The 18,703-nt window shown below is 56.9% G+C and carries 18 protein-coding genes; 8 read left to right on the top strand and 10 right to left on the bottom strand.

Annotated elements, in window-relative coordinates:
* On the top strand, positions 1-253 hold a 253-nt coding region (locus VGP75_RS07245), incomplete at its 5' end, for an NAD-binding protein (protein WP_327543015.1).
* Here the strand turns inward: VGP75_RS07245 and VGP75_RS07240 are convergent.
* The 9 genes from VGP75_RS07240 to VGP75_RS07200 form a co-directional block, all read right to left on the bottom strand.
* A complete protein-coding gene (locus VGP75_RS07240; RefSeq protein WP_327543014.1) occupies positions 250-1,167 on the bottom strand; it encodes an alpha/beta fold hydrolase in 918 nt (305 codons plus the stop codon). The two genes, VGP75_RS07245 and VGP75_RS07240, sit on opposite strands and share 4 nt — an antisense overlap.
* A complete protein-coding gene (locus VGP75_RS07235; protein ID WP_327543013.1) occupies positions 1,167-1,949 on the bottom strand; it encodes a hypothetical protein in 783 nt (260 codons plus the stop codon). Before VGP75_RS07235 ends, VGP75_RS07240 begins: the two co-directional genes overlap by 1 nt.
* Positions 1,950-1,980: 31 nt before the next feature.
* Positions 1,981-2,343, bottom strand: coding sequence for a hypothetical protein (locus VGP75_RS07230; RefSeq protein WP_327543012.1), 363 nt, complete (start codon positions 2,341-2,343; stop codon positions 1,981-1,983).
* Positions 2,344-2,426: 83 nt separating this feature from the next.
* A complete protein-coding gene (locus VGP75_RS07225; RefSeq protein WP_327543011.1) occupies positions 2,427-3,314 on the bottom strand; it encodes a dynamin family protein in 888 nt (295 codons plus the stop codon).
* Positions 3,311-5,398 (bottom strand): dynamin family protein, encoded by a 2,088-nt coding sequence (locus VGP75_RS07220; RefSeq protein WP_327543010.1) that lies wholly within the window; start codon positions 5,396-5,398, stop codon positions 3,311-3,313. Before VGP75_RS07220 ends, VGP75_RS07225 begins: the two co-directional genes overlap by 4 nt.
* A gap of 160 nt (positions 5,399-5,558) precedes the next feature.
* Positions 5,559-7,034, bottom strand: coding sequence for a hypothetical protein (locus VGP75_RS07215; RefSeq protein WP_327543009.1), 1,476 nt, complete (start codon positions 7,032-7,034; stop codon positions 5,559-5,561).
* Positions 7,034-8,089, bottom strand: coding sequence for a PP2C family protein-serine/threonine phosphatase (locus VGP75_RS07210; RefSeq protein ID WP_327543008.1), 1,056 nt, complete (start codon positions 8,087-8,089; stop codon positions 7,034-7,036). Before VGP75_RS07210 ends, VGP75_RS07215 begins: the two co-directional genes overlap by 1 nt.
* Positions 8,073-8,948 (bottom strand): FHA domain-containing protein, encoded by an 876-nt coding sequence (locus VGP75_RS07205; RefSeq protein WP_327543007.1) that lies wholly within the window; start codon positions 8,946-8,948, stop codon positions 8,073-8,075. Before VGP75_RS07205 ends, VGP75_RS07210 begins: the two co-directional genes overlap by 17 nt.
* 58 nt (positions 8,949-9,006) lie before the next feature.
* Entirely contained in the window at positions 9,007-11,319 is a 2,313-nt protein-coding gene (locus VGP75_RS07200) for a serine/threonine-protein kinase (protein ID WP_327543006.1), read from the bottom strand.
* 462 nt (positions 11,320-11,781) lie between these two features.
* Here VGP75_RS07200 and VGP75_RS07195 point away from each other — a divergent pair, with 462 nt between their 5' ends.
* The 7 genes from VGP75_RS07195 (at position 11,782) to uvrC (ending at position 18,448) form a co-directional block, all read left to right on the top strand.
* Entirely contained in the window at positions 11,782-12,753 is a 972-nt protein-coding gene (locus tag VGP75_RS07195) for a type I glyceraldehyde-3-phosphate dehydrogenase (protein WP_327543005.1), read from the top strand.
* An 87-nt stretch (positions 12,754-12,840) separates the two neighbouring features.
* Positions 12,841-13,767, top strand: a complete 927-nt coding sequence (locus VGP75_RS07190) for an ABC transporter ATP-binding protein (RefSeq protein WP_327543004.1) — start codon at positions 12,841-12,843, stop codon at positions 13,765-13,767.
* A complete protein-coding gene (locus tag VGP75_RS07185; RefSeq protein ID WP_327543003.1) occupies positions 13,764-14,525 on the top strand; it encodes an ABC transporter permease in 762 nt (253 codons plus the stop codon). Before VGP75_RS07190 ends, VGP75_RS07185 begins: the two co-directional genes overlap by 4 nt.
* Positions 14,526-14,563: 38 nt before the next feature.
* The gene (locus VGP75_RS07180; RefSeq protein WP_327543002.1) at positions 14,564-15,358 is read left to right on the top strand and encodes a S49 family peptidase; all 795 of its coding nucleotides are present in this window, start codon (positions 14,564-14,566) and stop codon (positions 15,356-15,358) included.
* Positions 15,355-15,522 (top strand): hypothetical protein, encoded by a 168-nt coding sequence (locus VGP75_RS07175; protein ID WP_327543001.1) that lies wholly within the window; start codon positions 15,355-15,357, stop codon positions 15,520-15,522. Before VGP75_RS07180 ends, VGP75_RS07175 begins: the two co-directional genes overlap by 4 nt.
* Entirely contained in the window at positions 15,519-16,295 is a 777-nt protein-coding gene (locus tag VGP75_RS07170) for an SDR family oxidoreductase (RefSeq protein WP_327543000.1), read from the top strand. The genes VGP75_RS07175 and VGP75_RS07170 overlap by 4 nt, the downstream gene beginning before the upstream one ends.
* Before the next feature lie 284 nt (positions 16,296-16,579).
* Positions 16,580-18,448 (top strand): excinuclease ABC subunit UvrC, encoded by a 1,869-nt coding sequence (gene uvrC / locus VGP75_RS07165; RefSeq protein WP_327542999.1) that lies wholly within the window; start codon positions 16,580-16,582, stop codon positions 18,446-18,448.
* Here uvrC and VGP75_RS07160 read toward each other — a convergent pair.
* Positions 18,445-18,703, bottom strand: a 259-nt coding sequence (locus tag VGP75_RS07160) for a hypothetical protein (RefSeq protein ID WP_327542998.1), incomplete at its 5' end; no start/stop codon positions are given. The genes uvrC and VGP75_RS07160 overlap by 4 nt on opposite strands.

The following is an 18,703-nucleotide window of genomic DNA, read 5'->3' as shown; positions in this document are numbered from 1 at the left end:
TGCGCTGGTGCTAAACGGATCTTACGACGTGGCCTTCAACATTGATCTGGCGCTGAAGGATCTGGGGTTCGCCATGGGCTTTGGCCGCGAATTCGAAGTGCCGCTTGAACTGGCCGCCGCGACCGAACAAACCTATGTGGCAGCCCGCGCAGCCTATGGCGGAGACGCGCAATCGCCGATGATCGTGAAGCTGTTGGAAGACCTGCTCGATACTGATTTGCGGGCTGAAGGGTTCCCGGCGCGGCTCACCTAGGCGCTGGCCTCGGCAAAGAAAGGCAGCCACGCCTCAAGTACTTTGTCGGGGTGTTGTTCCGCCAGATAGTGACCGCCGGGCAGGGCCCAGCCGCGCACGTCCTCTGCCCGCTCTTGCCAAAGGGCGAGACAGTCAAAATGTGCCTCGATCGCGCCGTCCTGCCCCCATAGCACCAAGAGCGGCATTTGCAGCTTTGTCGGGTCGGCATCATCATGCGCGATGTCGATGGTTGCCGCGGCGCGGTAATCCTCACAGGCGCCGTGGATTGCCTCGGGTTTTGCGAAACAGGTCAGGTATTCATCCAGCGCCTGCTGCACGAAAGGCGACAGTCCCGCAGAACCCGCACCGCATTTCTTGAGCCAGAAAAAGGCAGGGTCAGCACCGATCAGATTTTCCGGAAACGGATGTGGCAGGGTTAGCCAGTACCAATGCCAATAGGTATGCGCAAAGGCGCTGCCTGCGCCGCGGTACATCTCGCGCGTGGGCGCGATGTCCAGCACAGAAAGCGCGACCACCCGTTCGGGATGATCCGCTGCCAAACGATGTGCCACGCGGCCCCCGCGATCATGCGCGCCGATCAGAAAGCGATCATGGCCCAAATGGTCCATCAGCGCCAAGACATCGCCCGCCATTGCCCGTTTGGCGTAGGGGCTGTGCGTCGCGTCTGTTGTCGGTTTTAACGACCGGCCATAACCCCGCAGGTCAGGGCATATGACCTGATAGGTCTCTGCCAGAACAGGTGCGATCGCGTGCCACATCGCAGAGGTTTGGGGATAGCCATGCAGCAGCACCAGCGGGGGTCCGTTGCCGGCAATGCGGTAAAAGATATCGCCCTCGGGTGTGGCCAGAGTGCGCTCTTCAAACCCGTCGAAGAAATGCGGCGCGGCGGGGGCTTCTGCGGCTGCAGGGTGCATTACGCGAATATCCGTTGCCAGGACGCCTGCATCGCCCCAAAACGTTCCGCTTCATAAGAGATCAATGCGACATGACCTTCATAAAGGGCCAGCGCTGCGGAATTGCCATCATCAAAGGCACCATCCAGACAAATCAACTGGGCGGCTTCCTCACCACGCAGCGTTTTCTTGTGCGCTTCGCGGAATGCTTCGACCTGCGTACTCCAGATGGCCTGTAACGCTGCGAAATCCCCTTCTTTTGCAACGATCTCGCCGTCGCAGATGTGGAGTACGGATGAAAACGCGGGGGCGTTCACCGTCAGGAATTGTTCCATGGGTGGCTTGGGGGTGCTGTCCACTTCGGCTAGTGCGACGCCCCAAAGTTCGGCCAAACCAAGGGCGGAAACGCCGCGTTCGCCGCTGTTTCCAAAGGGTTCGGAAGGCAGGCTGCGGACCGTCATGTTTTCTGCTTTGCCGCAGAGTTCTTCCAGAAGGTCATGCGCAGCCTGAACAACATCGGGATCTTCGCGGGACAAAACCTGACCGATGACATCCGCATTGGATTTGGGCGAAACGCTCAGGATTCCGCGCATACGGCGACCTGCCGCGATGATCCGGACGGTTGTGCCATCACAGCGAAAAGCAAGACAGCGCTCAAGCACGGTATCATCGACCTCGCGCAGGATCGCGGCCACTGGGGACGGCGATCCGCCCTCCGAAATCATGCGCGCGCCTGTTTGATCCACGACTTCCCGCGCAGACAAAACAGCGAGTTTTTGTGCCAAAGCGTTGGGTTCGCTCATAAGCCAGTTTCCAGCTCTTCGTTATGTGTTTTCATTCACCGCTACTGATGCGGTCAAGGCATGCGCAGGCGTCAGCAACAAATTTATCTGCATCCATCTTTGGGCCGCAGATACAACAAAGAACATCATTCGGTTCATCTTCTGCGCGCAAAAAGACGCGCAACTGCGACGTACTCGCAACAGAGGCCATCCCGCTTGGCTTGTCCGCCAATGCCGGCTTGCCATTTGCGCCCAACAATAATGCAGCCTCTTCACACAGGGCATCCAGCGCCTCACGGCGCAAATTTGAATGTGAGTCTGTTACAAGGATCATTTTCGTCGAGAGATCTGCGAAGGCAACCGCAGTGCAGCCTTCAAATTTCTCACGCAAAGCGTCCAACTCATCAACAACCATCTGCAGCTCGCTTCCTAACTACGCATGGCTATGAGTACGGCAAATATGAGGATTGTGGAAGGGCTGCAAAAAACCGCGCCGCATTATGATGAACGCAAGATCCGGTCGACAGAGGATAAAGGGTCTTCCGCTGTGGTCTCTGCAGGTGCACGTTCCCGCGATGAACGGCCACTATCAGACGCACGCTGAACGCGGCGTGGCAGCACCGGCGCGGCGACGGGGGCGGGAATATCGCTCAGGCTATCCATGTTATAGAGGGGTAACTCGGTGCGTGCGGTGAGCGCTGTCAGCCGCTCGATCACGTCAATCAAATGGGCGGTAAAGGGCCCTGCGCCACTGGCATCCCACAGTTCATAGTCTTCGCCCGCTTGAATGGCTTGCAATAGCGAGACAGGGAAAATCGCACCAAACTGTCCTTGCGTTTCACGGGTCACACGTTTGATCACGCGACCGCGATCTTTTTCGGTGTTCAGTTTGTCAAACCGCGTAATCAGCAGGATTGAGTTTTCGCGAACCGCTTGCGGCATGTCTTCCCAAACGGCGGCCTCGGATTGGCGCCACGCTTGTGTCGCATGCGTGCACCAGATCACGGCGTCCACTTCAGGCAACATCCGTTCCCAAACAGAGGATGACATGTTTGGGTCCGAAATGCCCGGAAAGTCGATCAGATCACATACTTCCAGAATGTCGGCTTCCAGAAACAGGCGGATATTGCGGGTTTGCTCGACAGGGATGCTTTCCAGTTCCGCGAGCGTGACGGGTTCTTTTGATCCATCGACGTCAACGCGGTAAGGCGCGCGGGTACCATAGGAAATCCAGACAGGCGACAACCGTGTCGCGGTTACCTTTTCCGGCAGCGGGCGCTGGCCCATCAGCAGGTTAGAGAGCGTACTTTTGCCCGCGCTGAATTCGCCCATCAGGGCAATGCGTGGCTTGCGGCGTCCGCCGGAATTTGTTTCACCAACACTCATTTATCAACTCCCACTGCGAGCAGAGGCTTCGTTTCGCTCAGCTCTTCGAAGATATAGTCGAAAAGCTCATCGCGTTCCTGCTGGGCAGTAATACCGAAAATGTCTTCCAAATCGTCAATCGCGATCTCGGATTTGCTACTGATGTCTTCAAGAATGGCGCGCTGTTCGGCGTGGAACTCGCGCAGTTCCGATTGCGCACGTGCGCGGATGTCATCTGCTTGCCGTATCTTCAGTTCGTCAACGATCGGGGCTGTTTCCGCTTCGATCAGATCATAAAACCCGCTTGCAAAGGCACGGTATCCCTTGCGGCGTTTCCACCACCCTTTCCACCATGATGTTTGCAGGTCTAGCGCAATGGTTTGGCCCAGCGACACCGGTGCCGGAATTTCCGGCGGGGCAGGCGGCGTAATCGTGAAGTTCTCTACATCGACACCGAATGCCGAACGATAGGTGTCGGCAAGATCACCGGCGACCGCTGCATAGACGTCTTGGCAACTTGCAGTCACATTGCGCCGCATCACCTGATAGCTGGTGCGCAGCAACATGCGCAGCCCGTCAGGGCTGTACTGCCAGATCTCTTCCTCACCATTGGTTTCCAGATGCTGCAGCAGGGATTCCAAAGCGCGATCCAGAAAGCGTTTGTGGGATTGGTCAACGCGCGACCCGAACTGCGAAAACGCAATATCCAGCCGCTCGTCAAGGGCCTTCATGGATGCGGTTTCCAACTGATCAAGGTGAGCCGAGAGCTTGTCGCTCGACATGACTTCGACGGTGTCACCATCCAGGCGCATCGACACGACAGCGTTGGACGCGCGCACACCGCCTACGAGGTTCAGCGCGCGTTTGCGCGATGCAGACAGGATTTCTGCACCGGGGCCTTCCGAAATACGTTCGGACAGCGCGCGATAAAGTTCGGGGATACCGGAAAGATGCCAGACAAGCTCTTTCGTCTCCATGCTGGCCGTTTCCGCGCTTAGTGCTGCTTCGGCCCAGTTGAACATGGCCTCGGCGCTGTCGGCAACAATATCATCTAGGTCTTCTGATAGGGCCATATTCGCCCAATAGGCGCTGCCGAAAATAACCTCGGGGTTTTCTGGTCCGTTGTTGTCGGCCAGCGTTTGCAAAATGCTGTCGCGGATCTCGGGAACCTGTGCGCCGGGATCAGACAGTTCATCGATCCGGTTTACAAAGATCACAACCTCGCGCGCTTTCACGTTCGAAATCAGACGGATCAGCCCCATGTCCATCGAGCTGAGCGCCTGATGGGCGGACAGAACAACGACGCATATACGGCTATCGCGCAGGGCGTTGATGGTAATCTGTTCCCGCATCATGAATGTATCATTCACGCCCGGCGTATCGCGCAGGCAGATCGACATCGGGATCGAGTCCGCGTTCAGATATAGGTCAGCGGATTTTGTAATATCGGCAAAGCGGCCCTGCTGGTCTTCTTCTTCGAGATCTTCGAAGTCGTCGCCCATACAGACATAACGCTGCACCAATTCGTCACTCAACTCGGCGTAGCTGTGTTTTTGTCCCAACAACAGTTCGAACTTGCGACCCAAGCGTTGCCTTGTCTTTTCGCGCATTTCGGCAATTTGTTGACGCACTTTCTCAAGCTCTTCGTCAGCACCGGCACGTTCGGACAATTCGCCGATTCGGCCGCCGTTCTCGACGAGATGATCCCACTCACCTTGGCTGAAAAACTGAAAGGTTGCCGTTGGCGCATCATCCGGCAAAGGTGCGTTGAGGTGAAGCGAGGTGACAACAGACGTCCAGGGGTTCACATCCGCAGGTAAAAGATCGGGCCGGCCTACCATGGCATTCACCAAGGACGTCTTGCCCGACTTGATCTGGCCAATCATCGTAATGCTTGGCTCAAAAGCGCGTAACTGCTTGATAAGTTTAGAGGCTTTCTTTTCGGCGTCCTGGCCGCCAAGCTTTACGACATCCGCAAGCGTCGCTTCGAGGTCGACAACCTCATCGTGGAAGCGGTCCAGCTTCTCCAGCCCAAGGCGCATGAAGGGGAGCTGCTCCGGCGGGATTGCAAGACCATCCCCATTTGCGACCTCTTCCATCTTCATCCTTGTCCGTCCTTAACAAATTCATCGTACCACAGCGTTGCGCGGTCCTGCTCGTCGCTAAATAGCAAGAAAAGCACCGTCTTTATTGCCATAATGGAAACAGATCCGCACGGCAAAAGTATGGCGCTTAACTTAAAAATTTCACAAGCGACAACGCAGGTTACGCAGCCAGGTCAGCTTGCAGTTCACGCTTAATCTGGAGCATGAGGCTGATGGCTTCAAGGGCTGCGGTGCCTTGTTTTTCCATCTGCATCAATTGCACCATGTCTGCGGCGTCAAAAGCGGTGTCGCGGGTGCGTTGCAATGATGAGTCTGCGGCATCACCGTTTTCGTTCAGATAATCACACAGCCACTGTATCTGGTCCACAGCCATTGTCATGACTTCGGCAGGTCCATCTTCACCTTGTTTTTCCAACACAGACGCAAGCTCTGCACCGCGCTCTTCAAGGTAGGCGATAACATGCTCATAGGCGTCGCGTGTGGCAGGTTGCAACGGTTCTGCGGCAACTTCGACAGGTACCTCTTCTTCTGGCGCTGCCTCGGGTTCCGGTTCTGGTTCTGCTGCGGGCGTTTCCGCAGGTTTTGCGGCTTCCTCGAATGCGAGATCGCGGGACACATTTTTGCGCGCGGCAATCTCGCGCAGGCGCGAAATCGCATCGCGTGTTGCCGGCTTTGTTTCAGCGGGGGCTTCTGTCGCTTTCGGCGCCTCTGCTTGTGCTTTCTCGGGTGCAGCAACCGGCGCAGCAGGCTCAGGCTCGACCTCGGGTTCAGGTGCAGGTGCAGGTGCAACTGGCGCATCTTTCAGGGGGGCCAAAAGATCGGCATGTTGGTGCAGCAGAATATCACCCTGATCCACCGCTGATTGTCGGCCGCGATCTACTTGTTTGAGGACTGCCGATATCAGCGCAGACCCGCCGCTTTCGCGCATGACGTCCTTGTCGACGGTGCCATCCGCGCGCCGCGCTGAAAGCGCCTGGTTCGTCGCAATCGCGAGAACCGCATTGAATTCATCTCCTGCAGCCGCAGAGATTGCGCCGACTGCGGCCTCATAAAGCCCTTGTGCTTTCAGAAAATCGGCATGTGTGACCATGCAGAACGCGTGATCCTTGATCAGGTCAGGCATGGTGGCCCAAATACGCTGTTCAGGTTCGGTAAAGCCGCGTGTGCACCAAAGTGCGACGTCCGTTCGTTTGGAGGCCCACTGCGATGCACGGTGCACCGCGTTCGTGTCATTGGGGGCGACGACCTCGAGAACCGAAATCTTGTTCAGGGCCGGCAGAGGCATCTGCATTTCGACAAAAACCGGGGACAGGCCCGCGATCATGTCGGCATCCACCGCATTGAAGACTTCCTTGGATCCGTCAGCCAACGTGCAGACCGATTTTTCGCTGTCCCCATAAACCAGCTGCATCGTTGGCAGGTGCACCCCTTGCGGGATCACATCTGCGCCCACAAGCAAGTTCAGCAATCTGGATTTACCCGATTCTGGCATACCAAGGATGGCCAAGCGTACCGGCTTTTGCAGGCGCTCGAGCAGCAGTTCCGCTTTTTCGTGGTCAGAATCAGGAAGCAGGCCACTTAGCACGGCCTGCTTCAATTCTGTTTGGACCCGGTTTCCCAGTGATTGATTCGACATTATTTGCCTCCGGCGGCTATCTTAGCCGGCGGCTCAGCCGCATCAACCTCCTGTGTCAAATCGGTTTCATCGTTCAGCTCGACCTTTTTGAGCGGTCTTACTTCCTTAATCACGGTTGGCGCGCTATTTGCGGCGACTTCCTTGGGTTTTTGCGTCTTCCCCGCAACTTTTTCAATGTCGTCCATTTCGACAACGCGTGTGACGGTCGAGGTCTGATGATCGACATGGCCAACGGGCTTGGCGCGGATTGCGCGGATGACCGGCTTGTTGTGATTCAGCTTGATCACCGAGAACGTGCAGTTGTCCTGATCGGGGTCAGCCAGCGCCTCGATTGCCTCCAGCAGATAGCCCGCAATCTCGGCAGCCTTCTTACGGCGGTAGCGGTGCAGGATCTTCTGGATCTTTGCATCTTCCAGATATTGCAGACCGTCACTTGAGACGACCACGATGTCACCGACCTGCAATTCGAAGGGCACTTTCGGGCAATCCGATTTCGTCACGCGATCACCCAAAATGACCGATGTCAGACAGTTACGGTCAGGGTGGTTCTTGCCGGCTGCCTCATCAAGCAAACCTTGCTGGACCATAAAGTCGATTTGTGGCGCCATCGAGTGGTCTTCGTTCAACTGCTTCATCGTGCCATTGCGATAATGGTACAATGGGCTGTCGCCAATCGACATCCAGTACATCCGGTTCTCGACCAGAACGACGGAGACAAGTGTCGCCCCCATGCCGCGTGTCTCGGGATGCGCTTGCACATGTTCACGCACATAGCCGTTTGCGTTCGCCGCAGCTTCGGTCAGGAAGCGTGGGATCTCACCTTCGAAATCGGCAAAATTTGCGCTTTCGAACTTAAGCTCGCTAAAGACTTCGGTGACGACAATCTTGCTGGCAACGTCACCGGCCGCATGGCCGCCCATACCGTCGGCAAGCACAACAACACCACTATCCGCCCCGAACGGGAAATCAGTGACAATCGCGTCTTCTTGATAGTCACGCCCACCCTGACAAATCGCAGATGCGACGTCAAAACGTGGTTCAGGCGATCGCCACATCTTCGTCCTCCTCGGTCGCACCATCGGACCAGTTGAATGATTTGTCGCACAGTGCAACAAACCGCAGCACGGTTTCACCGATACGGATAACGTCACCCGTTTTCAGTGTTTCGTTGCTGATCAAAGGCTTGTCGTTCAGGCGCACAATATTCGACTTGCCGCCATGGCCGAGCAAGAATTCCTTGGTGTCGGGGTCATAAACAATTGCGGCGTGATTCGAACGCGAGATCGAGTTGTCACCAAAATCGAGCTGGATCGCCTGATCCTCGCCACGGCCAATCTGTGACATGCCAGCCATCAGGGAAAAGCTTTCGCCACGTCCCGGTCCTTCGGCAACAACAATCCAGCCAACAGGGAAGCGCACGCTCTTGGTGGGTGCGGCCTTTTGGGCGTCGTTGAACAGGTCGACAACATCACCATCGGATTTGTCAAAGCCGATCAGGCGGGTTTTCGTCCGGCGCGACCGCGCGGGCGACCGTGCAGCCGCCGCAGAAGCAACAGCCTGTTCCGCAACAGGGGCAATGACGGGCCGTGCGGGTGCAATTGGCGCTGTTGGTTCCGGAAGGGCGGTCGATGTTCCGTCATCCTCAAGATCCCAGATATTCACGGCTGCAGGTGCTGCAGGTGCTGATGGCACGGCAGGTGCGGCAGGTGCCTGCTCTGCTGTGACAACCCGCACATCGGCTCTGGTATCGGTGTGAATAGGAGTAGCCACGGCTGGTTTGCCCAGAGGCGCGGCCTCATCCACCATTGATCCGATCGTCTCGCGATAGGATTGTTCCAACGATTCTACAGAGCTCGCGCGCCGTGGATTTGTTTCGCTGCGCTTCTTTCCAAGTAGATCACGAATGAATTTCATCTTGCTACCCTCCAATTTACTGATGTCGGGCGGTCCTGCGGGACCGCTTCGACATATTTTACTCTGCCGCGCCGGATACCGTGTGCGAAGCCACCCAAAGGCCGCCATCGCGCTGCACTGCGAAACTGAATTGTTCCGTTCCGTCCGCGAGCTCACGCTCAAAAATATTCATAATCGAGTCGCGTTGATCAATCGTTTCACCGGTCGAAATATAAGAGGTTATCACATCACCCACTTCCAGCCCGCCTGGTGCAACGCCATCAAGTGCCACAACAGATGTTGTCCAGCCTGTACCGGAGAATGCCGTCTGGAACGCGGTCCCATCGACCAACGTGACGTTCTGCACGACCGGAACAACCCAGTTATACTGCACGAAATCACCGGTTGATGGCTTGACTGTGTTGAATGCGACCGGAATCGTCGGTGCGAGATCCGCGTCGCCGATTTGCTGGCGAAGTGCCTCTGGAATGTCAGAGATCGCGTCGATGCCAATGCCATTCACGGCCACGATGACAAGTCCGGGCTCAACCCATACGGGAGAGATCGGGCCGGCTTCGGCCACAATGTTCGATTGCGCGCCAGCGGCGGTGAAAGGCAGCTGAACAGTCCAGGACCCTGTGACAGGAGCGGCTACTGGCGGTAGTTCGTTTCCGGGTATTATGGCGGAAATCTCGACAGATGGACCAGATCCGACACTTTCGATATTTTCTGGGGTCGTCGGCAGGGCGACTGGCGCACTCTCAGACACTTCTACAGGACGGGTTGCAGTTGGCAAAACGTCGCTGGATACAGGCTGATCAGCGGCAGGCTGTGGTGTCGCAACAGGCTCTGGCAGCGGCTCAGGAGCAGGCAGTGCCGCGATCTCAACGCTTTCAGGGCGTGCTGCCGGACGTACTGTTGGTGTTGGTGCAACGGCTACCGCAGGTGGTTCAATAACAGCAGGCGGGACGATTGCGGTCTCCTCTGGCGCTGGCTCTTGTGAGATTACCGGAGTTTGCACTGTGGCAACCGACGCGGCCAGTTCTTCGGCAACAGAAGGTGCAGGGGCCTCTTCGCGTGGCGCAAGAAACGCGGGCACTTCGGCCACGACAGGATCTGCGGCTACTTCAGGAGCAGGCGCTGGTTCTGGTGCGGGCGCAACGGCGGGTGCGGCAGGTGCTTCTGCAACAACCGGTGCGGCAGGTACTTCTGCAACAGTCGGTGCTTCAACCGCAGCAGGCGCTGCGGCGGCGACAGGTTCTTGCGCTGCAACCGGTGCATCTTCGCCGCCGGTCATTGTTATAAAGCCGACACCAACCAGCAGGGCGACTGCAGCCGCAGAACCCAGCAACACTGGCATATTGGATTTCTTGGCTGGTGCAGCGGCAACTGCGGCTTTCGTTGCGGCTTTTTGAGGCTCGGCAGCAGTTGTCGCGCCAACTTTGAGCGGCGTCACATTGCTCTGCCCGCCCTCCATGATCTCCAGCCACTCTTTGGCGGATTGGACGCGATCTTTTGGCAGGACAGCAAGGGCTTTGTCGATTGCGGCAAGGAAAGAAGGCTCATATTCGTCGAAACGACCTGCAAGCGGCTGATACGGGTCAGTTTCGCCAGACGCGATTGCAGCCAGGCGGGCTTGCGAGTTCGGCGGTACATCACCGTTGATCAGGTGGTAGAAAGACGCACCCAACGCGTAAAGGTCACTGCTTGGGCTCTGTTCGGAGCCGGCAATGTAGAATTCCTGCGGCGAGTAGCCGTCTTTCACAACGCGCAGTGCTGACAGTACACGGCTTTGCTTTGTCGCTTCCTCGCGGGCGGCACCAAAGTCGATCAGGACAGGATGGAAATCCTTGTTAATCAGGATGTTGTCGGGCGAGATATCGCGGTGAAGGATACCTTGGTCATGGATGAACCCAACCGCGCCCAATACTTCTTTGAGGATTGACTTGATCTGTGTCGCGTTCAGGCCGTGGTTGGGGTCTTCGATGGTATCAAGAAGATCACGACCTGTCACAAAGTCCAACGCCATGTAAGCAGTCTCGTTGTCTTCGAAAACCTGATGCACACCGACAATATTCGGATGGTTCAGCTTCGCGAGGCTGCGGGCCTCTTGAACAAACAGGCGGACAATGGATTTGAGCTCATTCTGATGGGCGCGTGAACGGGCCTGAACGACATAACGGCTGCGACGGCAAAATGCACCGGGGAAGCATTCCTTGATAACGACTTTACGGTCGAGGCTGTCCTTGGCCAAATACGTGATGCCGAAACCACCGGCATTCAGAAAACTCTCGATGGTATACTGGCCGTGCATCAGCTTTGTGCCCGGCTTCAACTCATCAACGAAGCTATCCTTTTCAGTCGTATCTTCTTTCACTTGCGGCTTAGCCATCTGTCTACCCAGCTTTCAAACATCACTCACACGACGGTCATTCGTCTTCGATCATCTTGGTCTCATTCAAATTAGGCCAAAAAGTGACACTAACTTGTTGTTTAGTGGTTCTTAATCTTTTGTACTGTGCACCATTAGGTCCGACAGCAGAAACAGTGACCGGCGGGAACTCGCCTATTTGCCTTTGTTTTAACTGAAAACTTACGGCTTTGGGGATGGTGCAATCAGCTGTCTCAAGTTGGTGTCTCGCCAAAGGTGAATGCCCCCGTTTTGGGCATTTTGCGCAATACTTTTGTTGCGTGACGGTGGTCGAAACCGGGTATTTCCCTGATTCTGTCAACGAATACGGTGAGAATCGGCGCGATTCCCTTATTCCCGTTTAGACACGTTTGCGGACAAGCCTCGCTTGTGGTGCCTGTGCGAAAGGTGCAGCATTCAAGATGACACAGTAAGGGCAATCACATGGTGCGTGTATTCATCAACGGGTTCGGCAGAATTGGCCGGACAATGCTGCGGGCCCATGCGGCAGGTGCTTGGCCGGATATCGAGGTGGTCGGTATAAACGATATTGCCGATCCCGCGCTCTGCGCGCATCTGTTTGAATACGACAGCGTTTTCGGTCCTTATGCCGGTGATGTTGCCTATGCGGACGGGGCGCTTGTGCTTGACGGAAGGGCGATCCCGCTCACGCAGACCGTCGACGTCTCGACGCTTGATCTGTCAGATGTTGATATCCTGCTTGAATGTACCGGCAAAGCCGAAAGCCGCGCCATTGCAGAGCGCGGTCTGCAAGCGGGCGCGCGGCGGGTGCTGATCTCGGGGCCGTCCGCTGCCGCAGACCTGACCGTTGTGCTGGGGGCGAATGAGGCCTTGTTGAAGGATCAGCCCATTGTCTCGAATGCCTCTTGCACCACCAATGCGCTGGCTCCGCTGGTGAAGCTCATTGATGACACATGGGGTCTGCAAACAGGTTGGATGACGACGATCCATTGCTATACCGGCAGCCAGCCCAGCATTGATGCGCCACGGGGGGATGCGCTGCGCAGCCGTGCAGCCGCCCTGTCGATGGTGCCGACCACGACCTCTGCGCAGCGGCTTCTGAACGAGGTGCTGCCCGATATCGCGGGCCGGATCGAGGCTGCCGCGGTGCGCGTCCCCGTCGCCTCTGTTTCCGCCGTTGATCTGTCCGTCACGCTGGACAGCCAAGTGACGTGTGAAGACGTCCATGCCGTCTTGCGGGCCCAGTCCGGCATTATCGGCTGGACTGACAAACCGCTTGTCTCAACCGATCTGCGCGCGCGGTCCGAAAGCCTTGTGGTGTCACTCCCTGAAACCCGCGTTACCCAAGGCGGGCTCTTGCGGGTCTTTGGCTGGTACGACAACGAATGGGGCTTTTCGTGCCGGATGCTGGATGTGGCGACGCGGATGACGTGATCACTGTGCGCCTGCGCACACCCCGTGGCGCGTTTTTCTTTTGCGCTGGGTGCGCTAGATAGCGGCGACCAACACAAAGGCACCAATATGTCCGCAATCGTTTCCGTCCAAAATCTGCGCAAAGCCTATGCTGGCGGGTTTGAGGCGCTCAAATCCGTGAACCTTGACATCGAGGAGGGCGAAATTCTCGCTTTGCTTGGTCCCAATGGCGCAGGCAAAACGACGCTGATTTCCACGATCTGCGGGATCACAGTGCCAACCTCGGGCACCGTCACTGTAGGCGGGCATGATACGCAAAAAGCATTCCGTGCCGCGCGCGCCCTCATCGGCCTTGTTCCGCAAGAGATCAATCTTGAGCCCTTTGAAACGGTTATGAACACCGTGCGCTTTTCGCGTGGCCTTTTCGGGAAGCCCCGCAACGATGCCTATCTTGAGGATATCCTCAAGCAATTGTCGCTTTACGACAAAAAGGACAACAAGGTCATGACGCTCTCGGGTGGCATGAAGCGCCGTGTGCTGATCGCCAAGGCGCTGAGCCATGAACCCCGGGTGCTGTTCCTGGACGAACCCACCGCCGGCGTCGATGTGGAACTGCGCAAGGACATGTGGGAGGTTGTGGCGGACCTCAAGGCCTCGGGTGTCACGATCATCCTCACCACCCATTACATCGAAGAGGCCGAAGCGATTGCCGACCGTGTCGGTGTGATCAACAAAGGTGAAATCCTGCTTGTGCAGGACAAGGCCGATCTGATGGCACAGATGGGGCGCAAGCAGCTGAAAATCGAACTGTCCGCTGCGGTCGAGGTGATCCCAGATGCGTTGGCTGACTATGAGCTTACCCGCGCCCACGACGGTTTGTCGTTGCTTTACCACTACGACACCAAAGGCGAACGAACGGGCATCACCACCCTTCTGGCCGACCTGCAAAAGGCCGGTTTGCAGATGAAAGACCTGCAAACACAACAAAGCAGCCTCGAAGACATCTTCGTCGGCCTTGTAAAGGAAACCACATGAGCCTGAACGCGATTTGGACAATCTATGTCTTTGAGATGCGCCGGTTCTTCCGGACGATCACGCAAAGCTTTATTTCGCCGGTGCTGTCCACCGCACTCTATTTCGTCGTCTTTGGCGCCGCCATCGGCAGCCGCATTAATGAGGTCGAAGGCGTGAGCTACGGCGCATTCATCGTACCCGGCCTCATTATGCTCTCGGTCATGACCCAGGCGACCACCAATGCCAGTTTCGGCATCTATTTCCCGAAATTCATCGGGACGATTTACGAACTTCTCTCCGCACCTATCAGCTTTCTTGAGGTGGTGGCAGGCTATGTGGGTGCCGCCGCGACCAAGGCGCTGTTCATCGGTGTTGTGATTCTTGTGACGTCGTTCTTCTTTGTGGATATCCAGATTGCACACCCCGTCGCGATGATGGCTTTCCTTGTCTTGACCTGTGTCAGTTTTGCGCTTTTGGGTTTTATCATCGGCATCTGGGCAGGCAACTTCGAGCAACTGCAACTGATCCCGCTGCTGGTGATTACGCCACTGGTTTTCCTCGGGGGGTCTTTCTATTCGATCACGATGTTGCCGCCCGTTTGGCAGACCATCACCCTGTTCAATCCGGTCGTCTATCTGATCAGCGGTTTCCGTTGGTCCTTCTTCGGGCAGGCGGATGTGGGAATCGGTGCCTCGCTCTTTGCGATAGCGCTGTTCACGGCAATCTGTCTGATGGTCATATGGTGGATTTTCCGCACGGGATGGCGGATCAGGCAGTAACCCTTGCGCCCTGCATTGGAAGGGCTAAGTAAGTCTTCATGAAACGTTTTATTCCATTCATGAAGTCCGAGCCCTATGTCGCCGTTATCCGGCTTCAGGGCGCTATCGTCAATTCTGGTCGGGGGCTTGATAACCCCGGCCTTGCGCCTGTCATTGAAAAGGCCTTTGGCAAAGGCAAGCCTGCGGCCGTCGCACTGGAAATCAACTGCCCGGGCGGGTCGCCTGTGCAATCGTCCCTGATCGCATCACGCATCCGGCGCTTGGCAGACGAAAAGAAAATTCCTGTCTTTGCTTTCGTTGAGGATGTGGCGGCCTCCGGTGGCTACTGGCTCGCTTGTGCTGCGGACGAAATTTTTGTCGATCCTTGCTCGATTACCGGATCCATCGGCGTGATCAGCGCGGGTTTTGGCGCAACCGACGCAATCGGAAAAATCGGTATTGAACGCCGTGTGCACACCGCCGGCAAATCCAAATCCATGATGGACCCGTTCAAGCCCGAAAAACCCGCTGATGTGAAAAAGCTCAAGGGTTGGCTCGAAGACCTGCACGCGACCTTCATCGACTACGTGAAATCGCGGCGCGGCACCAAGCTGTCGGATAATCCTGATCTGTTCACTGGCGAAGTCTACATTGGCCAAAAAGGTGTCGATGAAGGTTTGGTCGACGGGATCGGCCATCTGGTGCCCGTGATGAAAGAACGATTTGGCGACAAGGTACGATTTAAGCGCTACGATCAGAAAAAGCCGCTCTTTGCCCGCTTTGGTGCGCGTATTATGGACGATGCGGTCGCAGGGATTGAAGAGCGCGCCGCTTTTGCGAGGTTTGGCCTGTGATCCTGAAAGCGATCTTTATCTTTCTGGCCTTCATGTTGGTGCTGGCGCTGTTCGGTAAATGGCGGTTCCCGGGACAGGCGCGTCTGGCGCAGGCCAAATGCCCGAAATGCCTGCGGTACCGGATCGGCAAAGGGCCATGTCAGTGCGATAAGCAGCTGAAATGAAGGCGCTAGTTACAGGCGCAGGCGCGCGTTTGGGGCAGGCAATGGCGCTTTATCTGGGGCAGCGCGGCTTTGATGTGGCTGTGCACTACGCCGGATCAGAGGCCGGTGCGCAGGACACCGTGGCCCAGCTCACAGCGCTGGGGCGTCAGGGCGTGGCATTGCAGGCGGATCTGCTGGACGAAGGCGCAACGCAGGCTTTGATCGGCCGCGCGACAGAGGCGCTGGGCGGACCGCTCACCTGCCTTGTAAACAACGCCTCGATTTTTGAGCATGACAGCGTCACCTCCGCTACCCGCGAAAGCTGGGACAGGCATATTGAATCCAACCTGCGCGCGCCCTTCGTGCTGACGCAACATTTCGCGGCACAAGTGCCGGACGCCATGCCCGACGCTGAGGGCGAACCGATTGCCCGTGGCCTTGTCGTCAATATGCTCGATCAGCGCATCCATAAACTCACGCCCGAGTTCATGAGCTACACCATCGCCAAGATGGGCCTTTGGGCGATGACGCGTACGGCGGCGCAGGCATTGGCCCCCCGCGTGCGGGTCAACGGGATCGGCCCGGGGCCGACATTGCAGGGTCACAGGCAGAGCAAAGAGCACTTCTCGAGGCAGCGCGCCGCGACGATCCTGAAGCGGGGGGCAAACCCTGCCGACATCACCGCCGCCCTTGGATATTTTCTCGATGCGCCTGCTGTTACGGGGCAAATGCTGGCCGTGGACGGGGGCCAGCACCTCGCGTGGGAAACGCCTGACGTGTTGGGTTTGGAATAACAGCTGCGGCAAGTTGTGCACTGCCCCCTTGCGTCTTCACAAAAACGTCACAAACCGCCTATTTTTCAAGGTGTTAACGAATTCTCAATTAAAATAGTGTTACTTTTCAATGCCTTGGGAAAGTGCCTATTTTTTGCGCAAATAGCCGAACCCTGCTAAATACAACAGAAATTTCCACCTGCCCAAGAATAACCCACGGAGTTATCCACAGAAACGGTGGATGCCTTTCCTCTTGTTCTCGGTGCGTTACCATTGCAGACAAACCAGAATCACAGACCAGACAGATGACAGAGCAGCCCACCAAGCCAATCCCCACCGGATATGACGTGATCCACGCGTATTTGCGCACGCTGGATAGCTCGCCTGGTGTGTACCGGATGCTCGATGCGGATAGCCGCGTTCTCTATGTCGGCAAGGCGCGCAACCTTAAGGCGCGGGTGTCGAACTATTCCCGCCCCGGCAATCATTCGCCCCGTATCACGCGGATGATCCGCGAAACCGCAACGATGATGTTCCTGACGACACGGACAGAAACCGAAGCCTTGTTGCTTGAGCAGAACCTGATCAAGCAGTTGAAACCGCGCTATAATGTCCTGCTGCGCGACGACAAATCCTTTCCCAATATTCTGGTCACGAAAGACCATGCATTCCCGATGATCAAAAAGCATCGGGGTGCCAAGAACCAGAAAGGGAATTACTACGGTCCCTTTGCGGGTGCCGGTGCAGTGAACCGCACGCTGAACCAACTGCAGCGTGTGTTCCTTCTGCGCAATTGTTCGGACAGCGACTTTGAAACGCGCACGCGGCCCTGCCTTCAATATCAGATCAAACGCTGCTCTGGTCCGTGTTGTGGCCTGATTTCCGCAGAGGATTACGCGGGGTCTGTCCGCGACGCCGAAAAGTTTCTGCAAGGCCGCACCAAAGGTATTCAGGAAACGCTTGCCAAACAGATGCAAGACGCAAGTGAAGCGATGGAATTTGAACGCGCCGCCGCCCTGCGTGACCGGATCAAGGCGCTGACCCAAGTGCAATCGGCCCAAGGTATCAACCCGCAGAATACAGCCGAGGCCGATGTGATCGCCTTGCACCGCGACGGTGGCCAAGCCTGCGTGCAGGTGTTCTTTATCCGCGCCAACCAGAACTGGGGCAATCACGATTACTATCCGCGCATCAGCGGGGATGAGGATATGTCCGAGGTGATGGAGGCCTTTGTCGGCCAGTTCTATACCAACCGCGAACCGCCGCGCCTTTTGATCCTGTCACATGGTCTGGATAACGACGATCTGATGGCCGCCGCACTGGCCGAAAAGGCCGAACGCAAGGTCGAAATCATGGTGCCCCAGCGCGGCGAAAAGGCGGAACTGGTGCAAAATGCCCTCCGCAACGCCCGCGAGAGCCTTGCACGCAAGATGTCTGAAACTGCAACGCAGGCGCGTTTGCTGAAAGGTGTGGCTGAGGCCTTTGATCTGGAAAAGGTGCCCCAGCGGATCGAGGTTTATGATAACTCGCACATCCAAGGCGCCCATGCGGTGGGGGCGATGGTCGTGGCGGGGCCGGATGGTTTTGACAAAAACCAGTACCGCAAGTTCAACATCAAGGGCGATAGTCTGACACCCGGTGATGACTTTGGCATGATGAAAGAGGTGCTCACCCGCCGCTTCCAGCGTTTGCTGAAAGAAGACCCTGAGCGCACCATGGGCACATGGCCCGACCTGTTGCTGATCGACGGCGGACAGGGGCAGGTCAGTGCTGTGCGCGCGATCATGGATGCTCTGGGCGTCAGTGATATTCCGATGGTCGGCGTCGCCAAAGGCGAGGACCGCGACGCGGGCAAAGAGGAATTCCACCGCACCGGCAAACCCGTCATGGCGCTGCGCCATAATGACCCCGTGCTTTATTTCATCCAACGGATGCGCGATGAAGTGCACCGCTTTGCCATCGGTACGCATCGGGCCAAGCGGTCCAAGGCCATCGGGGCCACGCCGCTTGATGATGTGCCCGGCGTCGGGGCCACACGCAAACGCGCGCTGCTGGCGCATTTCGGATCGGCCAAGGCCGTTGCGCGTGCGAATCTGGCCGATTTGAAAGCAGTGGACGGTCTGTCAGCAAAGCTGGCGCAGACAGTCTATGATTACTTCCATGAGAATGGTTAAGTCGGCGCTTGCGTCCGGTCATGCTGCCCGTAATCGCGGCGGATACTGTAGATCGCAGCCTCTTCCAGACCGGACGTGCCAAGGTGTTGATTAAGTAACGCCTGCGCGGCTGCTGCGCCATCGACCGTCGCCAATGCAATAAACTGGCCCTTGTGATTGACGCTCTCGAAGCCGCTAAAGGCAGGGTCCGCCACGGGGGCCGTTCCATAAAGTGCTATGACATGAGAGGTATCAGAGGCCGCCAAAGGTGTTACC

It is taken from the genome of Yoonia sp. (assembly GCF_036007805.1).
GTDB lineage: Bacteria > Pseudomonadota > Alphaproteobacteria > Rhodobacterales > Rhodobacteraceae > Yoonia.
This window is presented reverse-complemented; position numbering and strand designations above follow the sequence as displayed.